Here is an 18,912-nt window from a genome sequence, read left to right as displayed (position 1 = left end):
GTGGCAACCAAAAATACTCTCTCTGAATTGAATGTGTACTGTGATGAACGCAGTTTTTTCTTCCACACCATACTCTCTAATTTTTTTAAGTTACTAACTGCATTTGTTAATTCGATGCAAAAGTAAGGAAGACTTCACCGGGAAGGTGTTAGAGAATGATTAGAGTGGTATTAGAAAACTATTAGAGTTTCTTAGATATGCGGGAGCTTTACCACAAATGTTGTACCCTCATCTTTGTGAGAAGATACGGTAAGTTCGCCTTTATGAAGATGAATAATTTTCTGTGTCAAGTTCATGCCTATGCCATTTCCGGGGGCAATACTCTTATTTTCTCCACGATAAAACAACTTGAACAGGTTTTCTTTATCCGTATCAGACATGCCTACACCGTTATCAGACAAGCGGATAATCGCCCATTGCTCCCAATAGGCGATCAGAACTGATGAAGTTCGGTTGGAAGAGTACTTGCAGTTATTTTCTATCAGATTCACAAAAGCAGTGGTCAGCAAATAGCTGTTTCCAATTACTGTCAGCACATTATCTTCTTCGGCTTCCTGTTCGAATACTAATTCGATGTGATAATCCGGATGAGCTTTTAGTACCAGTTCTCTGGCGTCCAGCAACAGCTCGTCCAGACGGACTTCTTCCATGGTTATCTGTTCCGACTGATAGTCGGCTTTTGCAAGATTCAATAATCCGTCGATCAGATTAACAATCCGATGGGAGTCTTGCAGTGCATTGCCGATAGCTGTCTGATATTGCTCGGAACTCCGTTCTTTTAATAAAGCTAAATCCAATTCGGCTGTAAGGGCCGCCATGGGAGTACGCAATTCATGAGATACATTACTGACGAACATCTTTTGCGAGTTGAAAGACTTTTCCAGGCGTTCCAACAATGCATTGAATGTTGTACTCAATTCTCCCAGTTCATCCTGTTCATTTTTTACGGGCAATCTTTTATCAATATGCGATGCCGTGATTTTTTCCGCTTCTTTCACTATATTACGTATCGGCTTCAAAGTACTTCGGGACAGGATGTAACCCACAATCACCAATACGCTCAACCCTCCGATAAATAGGAGAATGAGCATATTTCTTAGCGCGTCCCGGTTGGCATATCCGTAACCGTCATAGGCTGCGGCAGTAACCACATAGTCTTTGCCTTCAAACGGATACACCAGTCCTATAGCCTGATATTCGTCCACATAGAAATTGATATTCTTTCGCTTCAGGATACGTTTTATCATCTCCGGCGTTTCTTTAACAATATCGTTTTGCAAGGCGTCGTGATATAATATTTTAAAATCTGTTGTATAGACAGCGACCTCTACTTCATTAATAAACTTTTGATTATTCAGGTAAATAGACTGCATGGTTTGAGCATCTACTTGATTTTTAAGGAATAAATGTGCTTTGGTTATAGCTTCACTTTGAAGATTACGAAAGAAAGCATTGCTACGCGAATGTTCACTTACATAGTAGACAGCCATCACAAACACGAAAAATACCGCAGCTGTAAGCCCTGCATATTGTAGAGTCAACGTTGTCCTGATCTTCATATTTTATCAGTCAGTATGAAACCCATTCCGGCCTTGGTATGAATAAGTTTCGGTTCAAAATCCCGGTCTATCTTTTTGCGAAGGTAGTTGATATATACATCTATGAAATTCGTTCCTGTATCAAAATGGGTGTTCCATACTTTTTCTGCTATTTCAACCCTGCTCAATACTCTTTCAGCATTTTCTACCATATATAACAGCAAGTTGTATTCCTTAGGAGAAAGTTTTATGGATATACCATTCCGTTCTACGTCTTTCCGTTGAAGATCAATACGCAAATCTGCATAGATAAGTTCCTGCAGTAATTCCTGCGCATTACCTGCCACACGTTTCAACAGCACTTTGATTCTGGCATTTAACTCTCTGAAATCAAAAGGTTTCACCATGTAATCGTCTGCACCGGCATCGAAACCGTCCAGTTTATCGTTCGTCGATCCTAATGCCGTCAACATCAATATAGGGATATTGGGATTGGTTTTGCGAATTTCTTTCGCCAATTCAAATCCGTCCATCTTAGGCAGAACGATGTCAGATATAACCAGATCAAATGTATGCGTTTGAAAAAGCCGTAACCCCATCAGTCCGTCATAAGCCACCATTGTCTGATAGCCATTTTCCTCCAGTCCGTTCATCAGCAAACTTGCAACCCGGGGTTCATCTTCTATAATTAGTATTGTGTACATAGGAAAGAATTCATTAATCTGAATGTATAAAACGAAACAAAAATAATGATTATTCCCCACTTATAGCCTTTTTCCTTGAAAAATCGGTGAGAATATATGCATAGGCTACATTTCGCGGGAAAGAACCTTGCATCCATTTTATATTTGTTATATTTGCGCAATCATCACTATTTGAACTCATGTCAGGTATTAAAGATTTAGATATATTATTATCCAATATGGAACCTGTATTGGATGAACGTGACTTTGTTTTTTGCTCTTTCCCGACATTTGATTGGGATAAAATGCGTGAATTAAACCCAGTCGGTTTTTTCCAGGAGAAAGAAGGTATGACCTTCATTCTTGACCTGAAAGATGCCATAGGCAAAGATATAGATTGCCAGTCTGTTTACAGGCTTATTACTCTCAATGTACATTCCAGTTTAGATGCAGTGGGCTTGACAGCTGCTTTCTCGGCTAAACTTACAGAGAAAAACATTAGCGCAAATGTAATAGCAGCATATTACCATGACCATATTTTTGTGCCTAAAGAGAAGGCGGAACAAGCACTGAATGCCATTCTCGAACTTCAGAAGATTAAATAAGAAAGGTACCCAACGCAATGTGGATACCTTTATATGATTCATTTACATAAACCGGAAAATGACTCGTCCGGTTTGTGGACCATTTACCCATTTCGGTTGTGAAGAGGGACCACACAAATCGGTGGAGTTTACTTTATTACGTACCGGAGGAATCACGTTCAGGACAGAGATTCCGCTTTTGGGGAGAGTATAAAGCAAACGGTCGCGGCCATCACGAGGCTGATATACTCCGATATAAGCGTCGGGAGTTTCGTTTGTCAGGCTGATAGTGCCTTCTTTCGTTTGGATATTCATCCAGGAAACATCACCAAAGTATCCTTTGAATTCGGGATATGTGAAAGTCTCACCCGGGATAGGATCGTTATAGTCGTTTTCCCAGACATCGTATTGTGTTCCGTGAATACGGTTTTGCCATACACGGTAAGGTCCGGCACCCAACCAGCGTTTGCTGATTACCTGATCTTCAGGATAGTCGAAACGAATACCCATCAAGTCTACGACACCGGAGAAATTGTAGGTATAATCCAAAGCCAGTTCTCCACTCGGGTTAATTGTCCATTGGGCTTTATCCAGATTGCCCAGTTTATAATTGGCGGTAACAACCAGATTACCTCCGTCTTCTTTCACATCCAGTTTCGTAAATACGGCAGCATCAGGGAATTCGCTGTATGTGCGGTCTTTTTCTTTTGCTTTCTCATCATCATGGTTATAGAACTGATCCAATGAGCGGTCTGTACGACGGGCTCCAATGAAACGAGGACCATTGGCGAAGTTAATCTTACGGTTATCTACAGATACCCCTTTCAGTTGTCCGTCTTTCTTTGAGAAGATGAATGTACGCTTATTCGCTTTCACAGTAAGATCATTTTCTGTCTCTGTATAAGTAGGACGACTGGACAAGGGAGAAAGCTGTTCAGTCTGCTGATTCAGTTTGTTGACCGGGAAAGTCCAGCGCCAAAGTTCATGACCGTATAGATCGATTGCTGTCAGGAAAAGGGCGTCTGCATTGGGGAGAATATTTGTTTTTATATCCAAAATGCCTGCCGAGTGAGCAACTACGTCACTGCCTTGCACTTCACCCTCTTTCAACACTTGAATAGCAGCATTGGAAGCATCTGTTGCCAGCGGGAATTTTACTTGCTTCCAAAGGAAACGGCAAGTATTCAGATTCAGATAATCATAACGGTTTTCTACAGAGAATTTGCCATCAAATTGCTTGTCGATAGAAGTATTCATGATTTGCACCGGGCTCCATAACTGCTTGATAGTGTAGTAGCTACCCTCCTTTTCATGATGTGGTCCTACAATACCGTCTGCTCCAAAGTTTCCCTGGTTATCGATGAATCCGTCCATATCTACACGCTTCACACCTTCGTCTGCCAATACCCAAAGGAAGCCACCGATACAACGGGGATGCTTGCGCATCATTTCCCAATAATCATATAATCCGGCACCATGGCCGCCATCATACAAACCATGCAAGAATTCCGTAGGCATAAAGATTTCCGGTAAGCGCATGTAGTTCTGGCTTTCTCCGTAAGAGCGGTAATGCATGGTTTCAAAACCGGAGAAGTTACCTTGCGGGTGAATAACCGGACGTTTCTGCGGATCGTATTTATGAAACTCTCCATCTAGTTCGGTATTCCATCCTTTTTCATTACCATTACTCCACCAAATAATAGACGGATGATTCACGTCACGTTCTATCATGCCTTCAATCAGACGTACTCCGGTGGGGGTATCATACTTGCCATGCCAGCCTCCCAATTCATCCATCACATAAAGTCCGAGAGAATCACAGGCTTCCAAAAATTCCGGGTCAGCCGGATAGTGGCTCAAACGGACAGAATTCATATTCATGCCTTTCATCAAGAGAACGTCTTCGATATTCTTCTCTTTACTCAACGTACGACCACTTTCAGGACGGAAACTATGGCGATTGACACCACGTACATTGATACGTACTCCGTTTATATAAAGTCCGTCGCTTTCGCGTACTTCAATCGTGCGGAAACCAAAATTTTCTGTTTCACTATGCAAAACCTTACCGGCCTTATCCAATAGAGAGAATTGCGCTTTATAAAGATTCGGAGTTTCCGCTGTCCATAATGCGGGGTTAGATACATTCAGTTGCAGGGAAGTCCAGTCGCCTCCTGCTTTTACGGGTACGGTGGTTTCCGTTATCTTTTTCCCTTTTTTATCTAAAATCTGTGTGCGGATGCTCATTCCGGCATTAGAGATATTTGTGTAGCAGTTGGCACGGAAAGTTCCATCCATCTTTGCGTCAATGGCAATGTGTCGCAGGTTTACGGCTGGTTTCACTTCCAGGAACACCGGGCGGAAGATACCTCCAAAATTCCAATAATCAGCACGACGTTCGGCAAGGTTCACACTGGCATTTTCACTCTCTTTGGCAACAGTGACTTCCAGTAAATTCTTTTTGCCATATTTCAGGAAATCCGTGACGTTGTATGAAAAACGATAGAAGGCTCCCTGATGTTTGGAACCAACTTTGCGTCCGTTCACTTTTACTTCCGTATCTGTCATTGAAGCTTCGAATACAAGATTGACCTGTTTGCCGCGAAACTTTTCCGGAACTTCAAATTCGTACTTATACATACCTTTTTCATCGGCAACGCCTTCTGGAAATGGCTTTCCATAGAAAGTGATCCCATACTGATAAGTGCCGAAGCCTTGCAATTCCCAGCAGGAAGGTACGCCGATTTTCGTCCATTTGCCGGAATTGCGTCCGTCGGTACAAAAGAAGTCCCATTCAACCATATCGTCGCATCCGTGCCCGGAGAGATATTGCCTTTCCGTTTGTGGAAGGTTTTGAGCAGCCAGGGTAGTTGCCAACGCTAAGGTCGATAATAAAGTGGTTACTTTTTTCATTGTTACTTTTATAATTGTGTTAGTTATTTATTTCATTGTTTACTACTGATGCGGAGATGCAGCGTATGTTCTTTTTTCTCTATGGCATATTTCTTCAATACACCCGGTCCGCAACTACTGTTTCCTAATCCGAGTACGGCAGCATCCATATTAAGAATGACTTCCGCACGTGGTTTTAAATTGCAATCGTGAGTTTCTTCATAGATGTCCTGTACAGTGTAATGCAGGGCAGATGCAGAAAATGCGTTTTCTACCGCGTCAACACGAATACCTTTATTCTGTTTGTCGGTCAAGGTAAGATAATGCACTTCCTCTTTGTTTCCACTGTCCTGCGGACGTGGATAATGAACGTATTGTTCTGCAACGCTTCCTTTCCAAAGCCCTATCATAGCAGATGTTTTGCGGTCAGGATAGTTATCCTGCGGCCCTCTGCCATACCAGGTAAATGTATCATAAGCAGGTGCCAGACAGAATGCGATACCTAAACGGGGAATTTCAGGAAGAACTCCTTGTGGCAAGAAAGTTGTTTTCAGATCAATCGTTCCATCTGAAAAGACCGTATAGACAGAAGTCGTCACCACTTTTCCTTCTTTATATAAATTACTTGTTTGAATCCGGACAATGACCGCCCCGTCTGCACGTTCTTCATGGTGGAAAGATTCCAAATTTATCTGCGGATGATCCATTCCATGCAATTTCCAGTCTTTAGCCAACCAGTTTCCGAAGCTCTTGTCATTATCTGTCGGAGCACGGAAAACTTGAGTGACAGGCTGAACCGGAAAATCATCGGGGTGAGCCAGCATTTCTTTGCCCTTATATATAAGGGAAGTCATACTTCCGTTCACTTTCTTTTCCCACTGGACAGAAAAACTACGTCCGCTAATCAATAAAGATTTATCATCCTCTTTCACCTGAAGCGCTCCTTTATTAATCAGATCGGCAGAAGCTAAATCTCCTTTCTGCAAGCAGAATTGTTCCCAGGCCACTTCATGTCCTGCCTTTGCCCAAAGAGCATCCGATTTCAAAACAATGCTTACTTTCAGTTGGTAATCGGAAAGAGTTTTCTCCGTTTTTTTATTTGTCTTACTAATTTCCTCACTTTTATTACTTAAAGAATAAGCGCCTTTTAATGAACGGAAAGCAGGCAAATCAATTGTTTTACTTTCGCCTGGAGTTATTTCCGGTAATGTAAATTCTCCCTGCTCTTTCTGTTTTCCATCTATAGATACAGTCCATAGACACCGATAGGAAGACAAGTCGATGTGATGGTTCCGGTTCGTCACTTTCAGCTTTCCATTTTCCATTTTCAGTTCAATCGGTGCATATACCTTTTTTACCTCCCAATATTTAGGCGTAGTTTCACGGTCACTCATCAGCAATCCATTAAAGCAGAAAGCTTTTAAATTCGGCTTATCGCCAAAGTCACCGCCGTAAGCCACCATGGTACGGCCATCGGGTAATGTCTTGTAGATTCCCTGATCTACCCAATCCCATATAAAACCACCCAGCATACGGGGATTGCTATATATCTCATCCCAATATTCCTTGAAATTTCCTAATGCATTCCCCATGGAATGTGCATATTCACTCGTCATTACCGGACGGTCGTCATTGGTACGCTCCGCAATCTCCAGCAACCGTTCCCAACGTGCATTTTCAGCGCGTTCCTTGTCCTCTCCCTGTGCAATGCCGGGATTTAAGTATTCCTGTTTCACCCGGGTATAAAAGCGGCTGATAACATCGACCGTCTTCGGGTCAGGATTTCCGTCCACTCCCTGCGCCCCCTCATAGTGTACAGGACGAGTGGGATCGAAATCATGTAGCCATGCCGAAATAGCAGCGAAGTTCGGTCCGTAACCGCTTTCGTTTCCCATGCTCCACATTACAATACATGGATAATTCTTATCACGTTCCGCCATACGGACCGCACGGTCCATAAATGCCGCATGCCAGTCGGGGGTACTTGCGAGTGTGCCACGCAATCCGTGTTCTTCTATGTCCGCTTCGTCCATCACGTACAATCCCAAGCTGTCGCATAGCTCGTACCAACGGCTGACATTGGGGTAATGGCTGGTGCGTACGGCATTTATATTCGCCTGTTTCATTAAAAGAATATCCTGAAGCATCCGTTCTTCGCTCATGACACGTGCCGTCCGTGGATCATGTTCGTGGCGGTTCACTCCACGAAAACGAACCGGATTACCATTCACTAACAGTTGTCCTTTTTTGATTTCTACAGAGCGGAAGCCCACGGCCTGTTCTATCTGTTCTACGACTTTTCCTTCTTCATTTTGGAGAGTTAAGTGTAGTTTATAAAGATAGGGTGTTTCTGCCGTCCATCTTTCCGGCGATTTTATAATGGCTGACAAACGTCCCATCTTACGCGGGCCACGCTGCGGATACCATTCATTCATCCGGCTTGCTTTATGCTCCAAATCAAGAATATCTTCCACATCGCCTTTCAATGTGGCAACTTCTTTGCCGGAAGCATCCTTCAATACTCCCTGTAAGACATACCCTTTTCCGGTCATCCCTCGATATACACTGAATTGCGGATCAATCTGCAAAATAAAGTCTTTATAATCATCGGCAGATGCAGGAAGAGTGCGTACCGCATAATCACGGACATGAATATCCGGTGTATGTATCAGATGAATACTACGATGAATACCTCCAAAACGCCAGAAATCCTGATCTTCCAGATAAGAACCGTCACTATACCGGTAGACTTCCAGTGAAATCTGATTTTCTCCGGATTTCAGATACTTCGTGACGTTGAATTCGCTCGGTTCCATACTGCCTTGGCTATACCCTACCCGTTCGCCATTGATCCAAACATAAAAGGCGCTCATTACGCCCTCAAACCGTAGAAAAGTCTGCCCGTTCGCTTCCCATCCGGCTGGCAAAACAAAGGTGCGGCGATATTGCCCTACCGGGTTCCGTTCTTTATACGTGGTATAGTCAGCTTTCGGTTCTCCCATCACCCGTGGAGGATCTATTTTAAACGGATAACCTGCTGAAACATAGATAGGCGTGCCATATCCGTTCACTTCCCAGTTGGCGGGAACAGGAAAGTCCGTCCAATCTTTATCATTAAAATTTGTCTGATAGAAATTCACGACTCTTTCATTGGGAACGGGAGTCCAACGAAATTTCCAAGTTCCGTCTAAAGAGATTGAACCGTCTCCTTTCTGTACAGAGAAAGGAGTAAAAGCGGCTCTTGCCGGTTCACGATTGATCTGAAGAACATGATGATTCTCCCAATCATGCATTGTTTGTGCCTGTATCGGGCTTACAAACAATACACCCAATAGTAAAGTATATATTTTCATTCGTTCTTTTTTCTTCATATCAAGTAGACGGACGAAAGGGCATTTTGTACCCCTTTCTTTTATTGGAAAAGATGAAAGTTTCATTCTATTAATATTTGAATATCGAATATTAAAATAAGAATATTGTATTAACATTAAATATCTTGCAATTTAAAATAACCGTATAAGTCGCTCAAAAAGAGCTGTAAATATGTTATAATCTTCACAGAAATGGTTTTCTTTGTTATAAGATATGTCTCATATATCTTATATTCAGTATAAAACAATAAAAGAAATGGAAGATTACAAACAGACACTCTATAACGATGAATTATTAAACATTTTACCCGACGGAGTGATTATATTTGATACAAATGGAGAAGTTATACAACTCAATCAGCAGGCTTTTGCAGAACTGCATGTTCATCCGTCGGTCAATGATATGCTTCCCTTTCCTACCAATCGTTTATTTAAACTGCTAAATAAAAAGGAAGATATACTTTCGACTATTCTGGAAAAGATTCGTCAGGGAGAAAATACGTATTCATTACCTGAACATACCTTCATGCAAGAACAGGCTGATTACACACAATTTCCCGTAAGAGGAGAATTTGCAACGATCAGGGATAGAACTAATTTAAACAAGATCTTATTCTTTTTCCGCAATATTACAGTAGAGCTTACACAAGAATATATTCTGAATACAGCTTTGCAAAGAACCAGAATCTATCCATGGTATTATGATATAAGCCGGAGTGAATTTACTCTTGACGATCGTTATTTTGAACATTTAGGTATTCCGGCCGGAGAAAATAATACTTTGACAATGGAGGAATATGTGGATATGATTCATCCGGACGACCGGAAAACTATGGCTGACGCCTTTGTTATACAACTTAATGGTAATACAACTTTTGACAAAACAGTTCCATTCCGTTTGCGCCGGGGGGATGGTACTTGGGAATGGTTTGAAGGGCAGTCAACTTATATTGCAAACATATCCGGCCATCCCTATCGGTTAGTGGGAATCTGCTTGAGTATTCAGGAATATAAAGACATAGAAAACACCTTAATCGAGGCACGTAAAAAAGCAGAAGAAAGCGATCGTCTTAAAATGGCGTTTTTAGCCAATATGAGTCATGAAATCCGTACACCGCTGAATGCAATAGTCGGCTTTTCTGATGTTATAGGTTCTACTTATGATGAGTTAAGTGAAGAGGAACGTGCCGATTTCGTGCGACTAATCAGCATCAATAGCGAACATTTAGTACGATTGATTGACGACATACTTGATTTGTCCAAGATTGAATCAAATACGATTAAATTTACGTTCTCCGACTGTTCCCTTAACTCTTTAATGATAGACATAGAGAAAGAACAGGCAATGAAACCTATTTCCGAAATTGAAATAAGGTCATTATTACCGGATGAAGATGTTTATATCAACACAGATATTACACGCCTGAAACAAGTAATATGCAATTTCATTAATAATGCCCGGAAATTCACCCAAAAAGGATATATTCATTTTGGGTATACGCTTGATAACAGAGATGCGGATTCAGTACAAATATTTGTAGAAGATACCGGTTCGGGAATTCCGCAAGAATGTTTGAATGAAATCTTTGATCGTTTCTACAAAGTAGATACCTTTAAACAGGGAACCGGCTTAGGACTTTCTATCTGCAAAACGATTGTAGAACACCTGCAAGGAGATATCTCCGTTAAATCAGAGATTGGGAAAGGTAGCTGTTTTACCGTTAAATTACCATTTGATAGAAAAACAGATGATTAGCGTCCTCTATATTCTTGAGGAGTAATGCCAGTGTGTTGCTTGAAAAACTTATTGAAGAACGAGATATTATTAAATCCTAAAGATAAAGCAATATTTTTCACAGGCTCATCGGCCGATTTTAAACGGGATTTAGCTTCCATCAAAATAATGGAAGCAATCACCTCTAACGGAGTATTTCCTGCCGCCTTTTTAATCGTTGAACAAAAATGGGGTAAACTTAGTCCCAACTCATTGGCATAGAAAGAGGCGCCATGATGAACTGTATAATGCTTCATGGCCAATTGCAAAAACTCCTGATAAATCTCATACTTTCTTGATTGAGAAGATAAATACCAATTATTCTGTAACTTATAAATTTCGGTTGCTCCTTGAATGAACATGGTAAGAACTGCTTTCACTATCTCTTTATTTTCCCGTGTCCTAAACGAAGCGTATGAGAGAATAGATGATTCATAAAACATTTTATAACTACATGCCTGAAGTGGAGATAAAGCAACTATCGGATTCTCCATAATTACCGGAAGAAGGTGCTGGGTAGCTTTCATCAGATTTATACTTTCTATAAAATGAGATGAAAAGCCGGCATAATAAATCTGGATATCGGATGAGAATGTGTGCACCTCTAATATGCAATTAGGCGGCAAGGTAATTAAATCATTTTCACTGATATGATGGGCATTGCTATTGATCGTTACCTGCATAGTGCCTTTTATACAAAGAATAAATAAGCCGGATTCAATCTTACATGGAAAATTCTTATAGCTCTTCAGTAAATCTTTTGCGAACCCCTCTCCTACAATATAATCAACCGGCAAATCATACTTTGATATATCACTTTCCATTAGTGTTCTTTTTGTTTATCCTCAAAGATAGAGATTATTTAATTCCTATCTTTTAAATAATTAAAATCGGAACATTGAATCATAAAAAAATAACATCTTTATTCTATTTCTAAGAAAATGATCCGAATATAAAGAAACGGGATGCGGAAAGTTTACCTTCTCCGTATCCCGTTTCTATTAAAATCAATTGATAGAAAGATTTATTGAATATCCAATGCGTCAAAAGCAATTCCGTCCATATTTTCCGCCGAAAGTAATACTTTGTAATGTCCGGCATTGATAAAGGTTCCGGTAGTGGTGCTCATCATCTTCCATTTATCCGGTGTCTCCGGGAAGTTCAATACGTCCTCTTTCAATACAACTCCTTTTGAATCAATGAATTTCATCAATACAGGTATTGGCTTTCCGGTAGTGTTCATATATTTAAAGCGAAGCGCGTACACTTGCGCCAACCCGGTAGAAACATTCCATTCAATGCTGTTGCCTTTTCCTTTACCAAAAAACACTCCCATCTGTTTGCGATGTTCTTTCTTTTGGAATTTGCCTTTCAGTACAGCTGTTTCTGCTTCGTATGATATACTGACACGAGCATTTTTGTCTTCCGGAAGTAACTCTTTCGGAGTCTTTTCCATCACTTCTTTATCCGCCTTTTCCCAACTCCAGCCGGACGCAGGGAATACTGTCGGTTTCAATTCCTGATCTGTGCTGGCAATAGCAATGCCCGAAATCAAGGCTTGTCCTGCTTTCACTTCCGGGAAATGAATTTTCAACATTCCACCCTTCACTGTGGCATATACTATCTTCTTACAAACTCCGTCGTGACCGCTTTCAGCCCAAATATCCAAGTCGTCTAATACAACAGAATCATTCACGGCAACATCGAATATACGCAGTCTTTCACAGTCGGTAGAAGCGCTTCCGCCCGTACCATGCCACGGCTCTGTGAAATACAGTTCAATACGATATGTTCCGTCTGCCACAGGGAAACGATATTCCAGCTGATGACGTCCGAAGCGGAAATGTTGGAATAACGTCCAGTCGCGGGTGCCACGAATCGGATCATTGGTGGTACGTTGACTGGCAAGATAAGGATTCAGATCCTTGGAATTCTCCGCCCATGAACGCGAATAATTCGTATTGTCCTGCAACCAGAGCTGTCCGAAGCTATCTGTATAATTATCCCCTCCACAGTTGAGACGATACAGATAATTATATCCTGCTTCTCCTTTCAAAATCTTTTTATCATCCTGATAAAGAAGTTCGAAGTTAGGGGCTTGCTCCAAGCCATTCAATAGGATCAGGTCTTCTGCTATCGGTTTACCTTTATAATATCCTACTGCACGAAGTACGTTATAACGAATATCCCGGTTTTCCCACATAAAATGAGTGCCTGTTCCGTTGTTCTTTTTACGTCCGAGGAAGGTTGCCTTTTCATTTGTCAGATCGTTGTATAGCAATACAGAATCACAATTACTGTAAGCCTCGATAGTGGCACGGCGACGTCCTTTTTCAAAACGGTTGGCCCATGTATGTGATATCAGGTAAACCATCGGGTCTTTTGCAGCCGGAACATAGTTGGCGCGATACATATAATATACGTCCAACGGTTCTTCCCACGGAGTAACCAATCCTTTATAATTGAACGGACCTACTTTATCTATCTTGCGATACGCTTCATCCGGCTGGCGACGTCCGGGATTGTCATGACTGCTATATATCCACTGGAATTGTCCGCAAACACTATCTTTAGCCTGTTCTGCCAAACGGATTTTAGTTTCCATCAGCTGACACATACGGTCTTCACTCCACACTCCGTTCACTTGGAAATCTCCCGGTTCCGTATGCAGGTCAATGCTTCTCCATGCTCCATATTCCCCATTTAATAATTGGTTGGCTTGAGAAAGCTCACGGCCGTATTTGGTCACATCTCCTCCATACGTACCACTCCAATTCTGGATCACATTCCAGTCTGTACCTTCACCACCATTACAGGTTGTTATGACACGCATTGTCTTTGCAGTCGGATCCATCTCCCGAATAAGATCACTGCACTCCTTTGCAAACTCACGAGGCAAAGTGCTTTCATTCTGCAATCCCCACATCACCACTGACGGAGAATTACGACGTTCTTTCACCCATTGACGAAGCAACTTTTTAAAATTCTCACGAAACTCCGGAGTGTCATACCACACGTGGGCGGAAAATTGTGTCCAAAACAAGATTCCCTCTTCATCCCAGTATTTTTGATAATCGAGATGATGGGGCTGATGAGCATCCCGGAACGCATTGAAACCGGCTGCACGTATCTGTTTTACCCTTGCGGCAACCTGTTCATTACTGAACGCATGGCTTTGTCCGAACTGATGCTCATACTCGCATACTCCATTGATAAACACGGGCTTCCCATTCAGGTAAAAACGTCCGTCTCCATCGTCTCGTTTTACCGGCCAGCTAATGGTACGAATACCGAAGGGTGTCGAAATTTCATCCGTTGTTTTCGTATCGCGCTTAATCATGCTGGCCAATTTATAGAGATATGGATTTTCCGTATTCCACAAGACAGGATTCTCAACAGGAGCCTGCTGGCGAATCACTTTCATTTCTCCCGGAGCTAAAGTAACTTTCTCAACCAAACGGAAAACTTGTTTTCCATCGGCATTGCTTAGTTTATTGACTAACTCTACCGTTTCTGTTGTTTTACTATAATTTTTTATCTCTGTTTCAACAAATACGTTAGCAGCTTTTTCGTCATTCCAAATATGTACACCGAAAGGTTCTATGCGAATCTCATCCGTTACTTCCAATACCACAGGACGGAAGATACCTAACGGCTGGGAACCTTCACTGAATCCCCATTCCGACGAACATCCCCCGCATACCCAAGGCATATCGGCGATCATTTCAGGATGCTCGGCTTTCACTTCCAAGCGATTTACTCCCTGTTTTAATTCATCTGTGACATCCAAAGTCAATGTGGTGCGCCCTATGGGGTGGCGTCCGAAGTCCTTTCCGTTCACTGTAATGGTGGCGTATGTACCCACTCCGTCAAAACGAAGGAAATACCGTTTCCCGGATTTTACATCTGCCGTGAAATCTTTCACATACATAGCTGTTCCATGCAGGTTTCCATGTGTCAACTGACGGTATCCATAATAATCGTCCCAATTATGAGGAATATTCACCGTTTTTGCAGGCATCATAAAATTACCTTTCAAGTGAGTTGCCTCTGTAATCCAGGTTTTCCAACCCTCATTCAATGTCATGATTTGCCGGCGATTCTTACTCTCCGGAACCGGGAAACGGACAGCCGAACGTCCCATCGGCTTACTGGTAGCAATGGCAATGCCACGTTGCTCTGCGTTGTTTACCGCACAATAGAAATGATAAACCACTCCGTCATGTTTCACCACATAGCTCTTATGAGCGAACAGTTCATCGTAGTTCTTGGAAGGGATAATCAGGTCGGCCCCTTTCCAGTCGGTCCAATTCACCAAATCATAGCTGGCAGCAAATGTATTAAATGCTTTATATTTACGCGAAGGTTCAAAAGCAGAGAAATAAAACATCACATACACATTTCCCATCTTTTGGATATGCGCATCTCCTGTAATGGTTCCATCTGCTTCATGCGCAAAGACTGGATTTCCGGAGTAACGTTTCCATGTTTTCATATCTTTAGAAAGCGCAATGCCGACACGTTCGCCTTTTAAATCCGTTTCCGGATGACGGCCGCCCGCGTTGTAATACATCACAAACGGAGCTCCCAATGTTTTATCTTTGTCCCAATAAACGGTACTCTTATATTGAGTCAGTTTCTCCCACCATTGGGCATCTTTATCATGGATGCTCAAAATCGGTTTGTCCAGAGATTCCCATTCATGAGCTGTAGAAATATCTCTTTTCGTCCATGCCAATCCGACATAGAGCGGGGCTTTTACTGCTTCGTAGCCCGTTCCTTCACCACCGATATAAGTCATCCAATGGCGACCTTTATAAGTCTGAAGCTCATAGCTTCCCCCCCATTCCATATCCGGCAATGCAGGAAATCCGCCACGCTGATTGCAGTCCCATTTTCCATCCCGAAAAGAAAGAACCCGTCCCAAAGTGCGCCATTCGAGCAGATTATCACTTTCTGCTATCCACGTTTCGTAACCACGACCATCGGTTCCACCTTTACCATTGTAAACCACATAGGTCATCAGCCACTTGTCTCCCTGGCGAAAAATGGTAGGACAATCAATCTTATGGTAATTATCTGCCGGGGCAACTGCAAGCCCGTACTTGTATGGTGTCTTTACTTCCTCGTAAATCTGCTCCATTCGTTCCTGCGGAACTTCCCGTTGCGCATACAGAGAGAAAGTGGTGGTTATACTAAAAACTGCCAGCAATAACTTCTTCATGATACTTTTTCTAATCGTTTAATACTTAAATAGTGTATTACCATTTAATAAAACAACCAATCCATTGTTTCTTCATCCCCGGCAAGCCCGGCATTACGAACTTGCGTTTCCGCAGCCGTGAATCCTAACACTTGCAGATAACCTTTGGGTAACATCAACGTATGCTTTCCTGCCGGAAAACTATATGCATGTACATTTGCCAAAGGCATTCCATTGATACGGACAGCATTCGTCAACACTGGTTCCGCTTGACCGTAATCATTAGCTGATGCATCGATTTCCAGTTTCGGAGCTTTTGCATATTTTTTCTGATCGTCTTTGAAATAAGCGACTAACAATTTCACCGGAGCATCCGTTTCGAAAGTGATGCTTGTGCCTTTTTCTCTTTGCTCATTTCCATTGAAACGGAGTGCCTTCATTCCTTTCAATTCCGGAGCTACTGCTTCTATCTTACCAGGAACATCCACAAATAAAGAAATACCCTCATCTACTTTCACTGTCGGATAATTAGAGATCAGTTTCACATTCGCAGGAGTCCAGGCAGCAATCTCGACTGTTTCAGTCACTGTATTTCCATTTTGTTTTTCTTTCAACAAAGCGAGGTTGGCTTTGAAATTCTCCAATTCCTTCTCATAGTGTACCAGCAATTCTTTCCAAGTCTTATTCTTTCCATCATCTCCACCGATAGGAATACGACGTTGGGCAGTCTGCATACTGTTGGCATATAAGTAATGTTCGTCCGTCAGTTCCACCAATTTGCGATAGTGTTCCAGGCTTTGTTCCATCAAAGGAATAGCTTCTTCAAGGTTCTTAATATCTTTTCCCCATTGATAATCCAATACCAGTTTGGCAGCTTTCACTTTCAGATTGAACGCATACGCAAATTCACGGTAACAATGCATATCATTCTGCAAACGTGCAAATTCATCCTTATTTGAAGAGACGGAACCTGCTGCTTTATCAATAGCCGCTACTGCTTTATCTCCATGCTCTATTACTTGAGCAACAATATCCAAAGGCATTTCACCTACATGAGGTTGCTTTTTCCATTCTTTCTCTACATACTCTATCAGCTTCTCTCCTTCCGGTCCGCAACTTTCGTAGAATCCCGGATAGATCGTATATTTGTACGGATTAACAAGCTGACTCATGAACATACCCAGCAATAACGTTTGGCGATTTCCCTCTGTAATACCGAAACGACGCAATAACTTCGGAGCAATCTCTCCACTTTCTTCATAAGCTACGCGGATATTGCTTGCATTCTCATCAGAGGTTCCATAGAACTTGCCTAACTGATGGTTCCAGTAACCCATTTCATCTGTACGGTCGCGATGGCAGTTCCATGCATAGCGTCCCCAGGTCTGATACCAGATCCAATCGCGATCCAACTGGAATTCACGTTCATTGTTCGGTAATTTGTCAGCCGTATAAGGCCAGTCCCAATATGAGGCCTGCGGATAAAGGTGCAACGCATTGGCACCGTGTACATTGTGCATGGCAGTTACCGCCTTCTGAACGAAATCCGGAGATCCCCAGCGGAACGGTTCCAAATTTGCCAGGATATGTACGTTACTGATATGAATGGAACCCAACGAACTCAAATCCGTATGAATTTTCGACCAGGGACCACGAGGTTCATAGGTAGTCAACGATTCACCATTATACTTATGCATTGTATAAAGATTCTTATAGAGCGGCAAGGCAGCGTCCATCACCAGTTTGCAGTCCGTGTCGTGCGCACGCAACAAAAGAGGCGGTTCATCCGTACGTCCCAATGCCTGTAATCCGTCTTTCACTCCGGGAATAATTGTTTTAGTAAACCATTCCACATCGTCCTCCACTGTACACATCGCTTCACCCAGACAAACAAGTAATCCTACATTGGGATATTTTTCAATGAAAGCGGCAATGCTCTTGCGTGTATAATCGGCAATCAGAGGAGTAATGGGGCGGTTACGATCCTGTGTTTTCAGTCCGTAATGTTCAGCAAAAGGTTTGGAAAGAATGATATTATAAAACATCTGTATGACAAAGATACCGCGTTTGTCCGCTTCTTCCGTGAGGAAAGAGAACATTTCTTCGTTCATTTTGAAGGTTTCTTCATCTACTTCCAGTGCAAACGGATAATCTTCCAGTTTCACCAATGACGCAAACGGATGGCCATTCCAAAGGTACAGCGAATTCATGCGGTTGGCAACCAGCATATCCAAGTATTTAATCCACTGTTCCTTATCATAAAACCAAGGGAAACTTTCCGGCGTATACGGATATTCGTACACACCATGTCCCGGCAGGTAGGTCATCTTCTGTAATCCTACACATGCACCACGCAATACCATTTCAGGACCGTCTTTCAGTTCCTCCGGGAAGTTCAACTTACCATCCGAATCATTCACACGGTCAATCAGTTCACGGCATCCGTAAATGACACCACTCCCATCCCTGCCGGACACTCTGGTCAGATTGCCCGTCGTCGAAATATGAAAACCTTCTTTCTTGAGCGTCGTGTCATTTACTTCCGTCAAGAGAATCGTTTTGATTTCGGGATCGGAGAATGTCGTGTCTCCCTGTTGCATCATTACCTGATAACCGGCTTTATCCAAGGTAGTCTGTAACTGCTCCGCACCAAACAGAACACGATTTGACGCATCCGGCGGAGTCATAATCTTCACGGTTTGCCTGCCACACGCTGCCAAAAAAAGTGTGCATGCCGCAAACATGAATAATCTGGTATTTTTCATTCTTCTGATATATATTATAGATTATATAATTCATTTCTTCACTAAGAGAAAGACGAAATAATCCCCTGTTTGTACTCATTCGTCTCTTTTTCCACTTTTCAG

At 42.3% G+C, this 18,912-nt stretch carries 9 protein-coding genes; 2 read left to right on the top strand and 7 right to left on the bottom strand.

All coding sequences use genetic code 11. The features are described 5' to 3' along the window. Positions 1–191: 191 nt before the first annotated feature. Positions 192–1,559 (bottom strand): HAMP domain-containing sensor histidine kinase, encoded by a 1,368-nt coding sequence (locus ACT8YW_RS08650; RefSeq protein WP_444104643.1) that lies wholly within the window; start codon positions 1,557–1,559, stop codon positions 192–194. Further along, positions 1,556–2,242, bottom strand: coding sequence for a response regulator transcription factor (locus ACT8YW_RS08645; RefSeq protein ID WP_444104642.1), 687 nt, complete (start codon positions 2,240–2,242; stop codon positions 1,556–1,558). The genes ACT8YW_RS08650 and ACT8YW_RS08645 overlap by 4 nt, the downstream gene beginning before the upstream one ends. 179 nt (positions 2,243–2,421) lie before the next feature. On the opposite strand from ACT8YW_RS08645, the gene ACT8YW_RS08640 reads away from it, so the two are divergent. Continuing rightward, the gene (locus ACT8YW_RS08640; protein ID WP_444104641.1) at positions 2,422–2,826 is read left to right on the top strand and encodes an ACT domain-containing protein; all 405 of its coding nucleotides are present in this window, start codon (positions 2,422–2,424) and stop codon (positions 2,824–2,826) included. Between the two features lie 42 nt (positions 2,827–2,868). Here ACT8YW_RS08640 and ACT8YW_RS08635 read toward each other — a convergent pair whose 3' ends face one another. Next, positions 2,869–5,718, bottom strand: a complete 2,850-nt coding sequence (locus ACT8YW_RS08635; protein ID WP_444104640.1) for a glycoside hydrolase family 2 TIM barrel-domain containing protein — start codon at positions 5,716–5,718, stop codon at positions 2,869–2,871. 32 nt (positions 5,719–5,750) lie between these two features. Next, positions 5,751–9,068 carry a glycoside hydrolase family 2 TIM barrel-domain containing protein gene (locus ACT8YW_RS08630; RefSeq protein WP_444104639.1) on the bottom strand — a complete coding sequence of 1,106 codons (3,318 nt, stop codon included), beginning with the start codon at positions 9,066–9,068 and terminating at the stop codon, positions 5,751–5,753. Between the two features lie 256 nt (positions 9,069–9,324). On the opposite strand from ACT8YW_RS08630, the gene ACT8YW_RS08625 reads away from it, so the two are divergent. Further along, positions 9,325–10,824, top strand: a complete 1,500-nt coding sequence (locus ACT8YW_RS08625) for a sensor histidine kinase (RefSeq protein WP_256145621.1) — start codon at positions 9,325–9,327, stop codon at positions 10,822–10,824. Here ACT8YW_RS08625 and ACT8YW_RS08620 read toward each other — a convergent pair. From ACT8YW_RS08620 to ACT8YW_RS08610, 3 genes are all read right to left on the bottom strand, one after another. After that, positions 10,821–11,666: an AraC family transcriptional regulator gene (locus ACT8YW_RS08620; protein ID WP_128859607.1), complete on the bottom strand. Its 846-nt coding sequence runs from the start codon at positions 11,664–11,666 to the stop codon at positions 10,821–10,823. The genes ACT8YW_RS08625 and ACT8YW_RS08620 overlap by 4 nt on opposite strands. Before the next feature lie 200 nt (positions 11,667–11,866). Beyond that, complete coding sequence (locus ACT8YW_RS08615) at positions 11,867–16,066, bottom strand: beta-d-glucuronidase/beta-L-arabinofuranosidase (RefSeq protein ID WP_444104638.1); 4,200 nt, start codon at positions 16,064–16,066, stop codon at positions 11,867–11,869. A 44-nt stretch (positions 16,067–16,110) separates the two neighbouring features. After that, entirely contained in the window at positions 16,111–18,810 is a 2,700-nt protein-coding gene (locus ACT8YW_RS08610) for an alpha-d-galacturonidase (protein WP_444104637.1), read from the bottom strand. Positions 18,811–18,912: the final 102 nt, after the last annotated feature.

The sequence above is a fragment of the Bacteroides sp. genome, from assembly GCF_052357945.1.
Taxonomy (GTDB): domain Bacteria; phylum Bacteroidota; class Bacteroidia; order Bacteroidales; family Bacteroidaceae; genus Bacteroides.
Note: the sequence above shows the minus strand (reverse complement) of the source record. Positions and strands in the feature narration are given on the sequence as shown.

What these genes read in the sequence shown, in the direction of transcription:
- ACT8YW_RS08650 (WP_444104643.1), bottom strand. Translation starts at nt 1,559, where the DNA reads ATGAAGATCAGGACAACGTTGACTCTACAATATGCAGGGCTTACAGCT.
- ACT8YW_RS08625 (WP_256145621.1), top strand. Translation starts at nt 9,325, where the DNA reads ATGGAAGATTACAAACAGACACTCTATAACGATGAATTATTAAACATT.
- ACT8YW_RS08640 (WP_444104641.1), top strand. Translation starts at nt 2,422, where the DNA reads ATGTCAGGTATTAAAGATTTAGATATATTATTATCCAATATGGAACCT.
- ACT8YW_RS08615 (WP_444104638.1), bottom strand. Translation starts at nt 16,066, where the DNA reads ATGAAGAAGTTATTGCTGGCAGTTTTTAGTATAACCACCACTTTCTCT.
- ACT8YW_RS08610 (WP_444104637.1), bottom strand. Translation starts at nt 18,810, where the DNA reads ATGAAAAATACCAGATTATTCATGTTTGCGGCATGCACACTTTTTTTG.
- ACT8YW_RS08620 (WP_128859607.1), bottom strand. Translation starts at nt 11,666, where the DNA reads ATGGAAAGTGATATATCAAAGTATGATTTGCCGGTTGATTATATTGTA.
- ACT8YW_RS08645 (WP_444104642.1), bottom strand. Translation starts at nt 2,242, where the DNA reads ATGTACACAATACTAATTATAGAAGATGAACCCCGGGTTGCAAGTTTG.
- ACT8YW_RS08635 (WP_444104640.1), bottom strand. Translation starts at nt 5,718, where the DNA reads ATGAAAAAAGTAACCACTTTATTATCGACCTTAGCGTTGGCAACTACC.
- ACT8YW_RS08630 (WP_444104639.1), bottom strand. Translation starts at nt 9,068, where the DNA reads ATGAAGAAAAAAGAACGAATGAAAATATATACTTTACTATTGGGTGTA.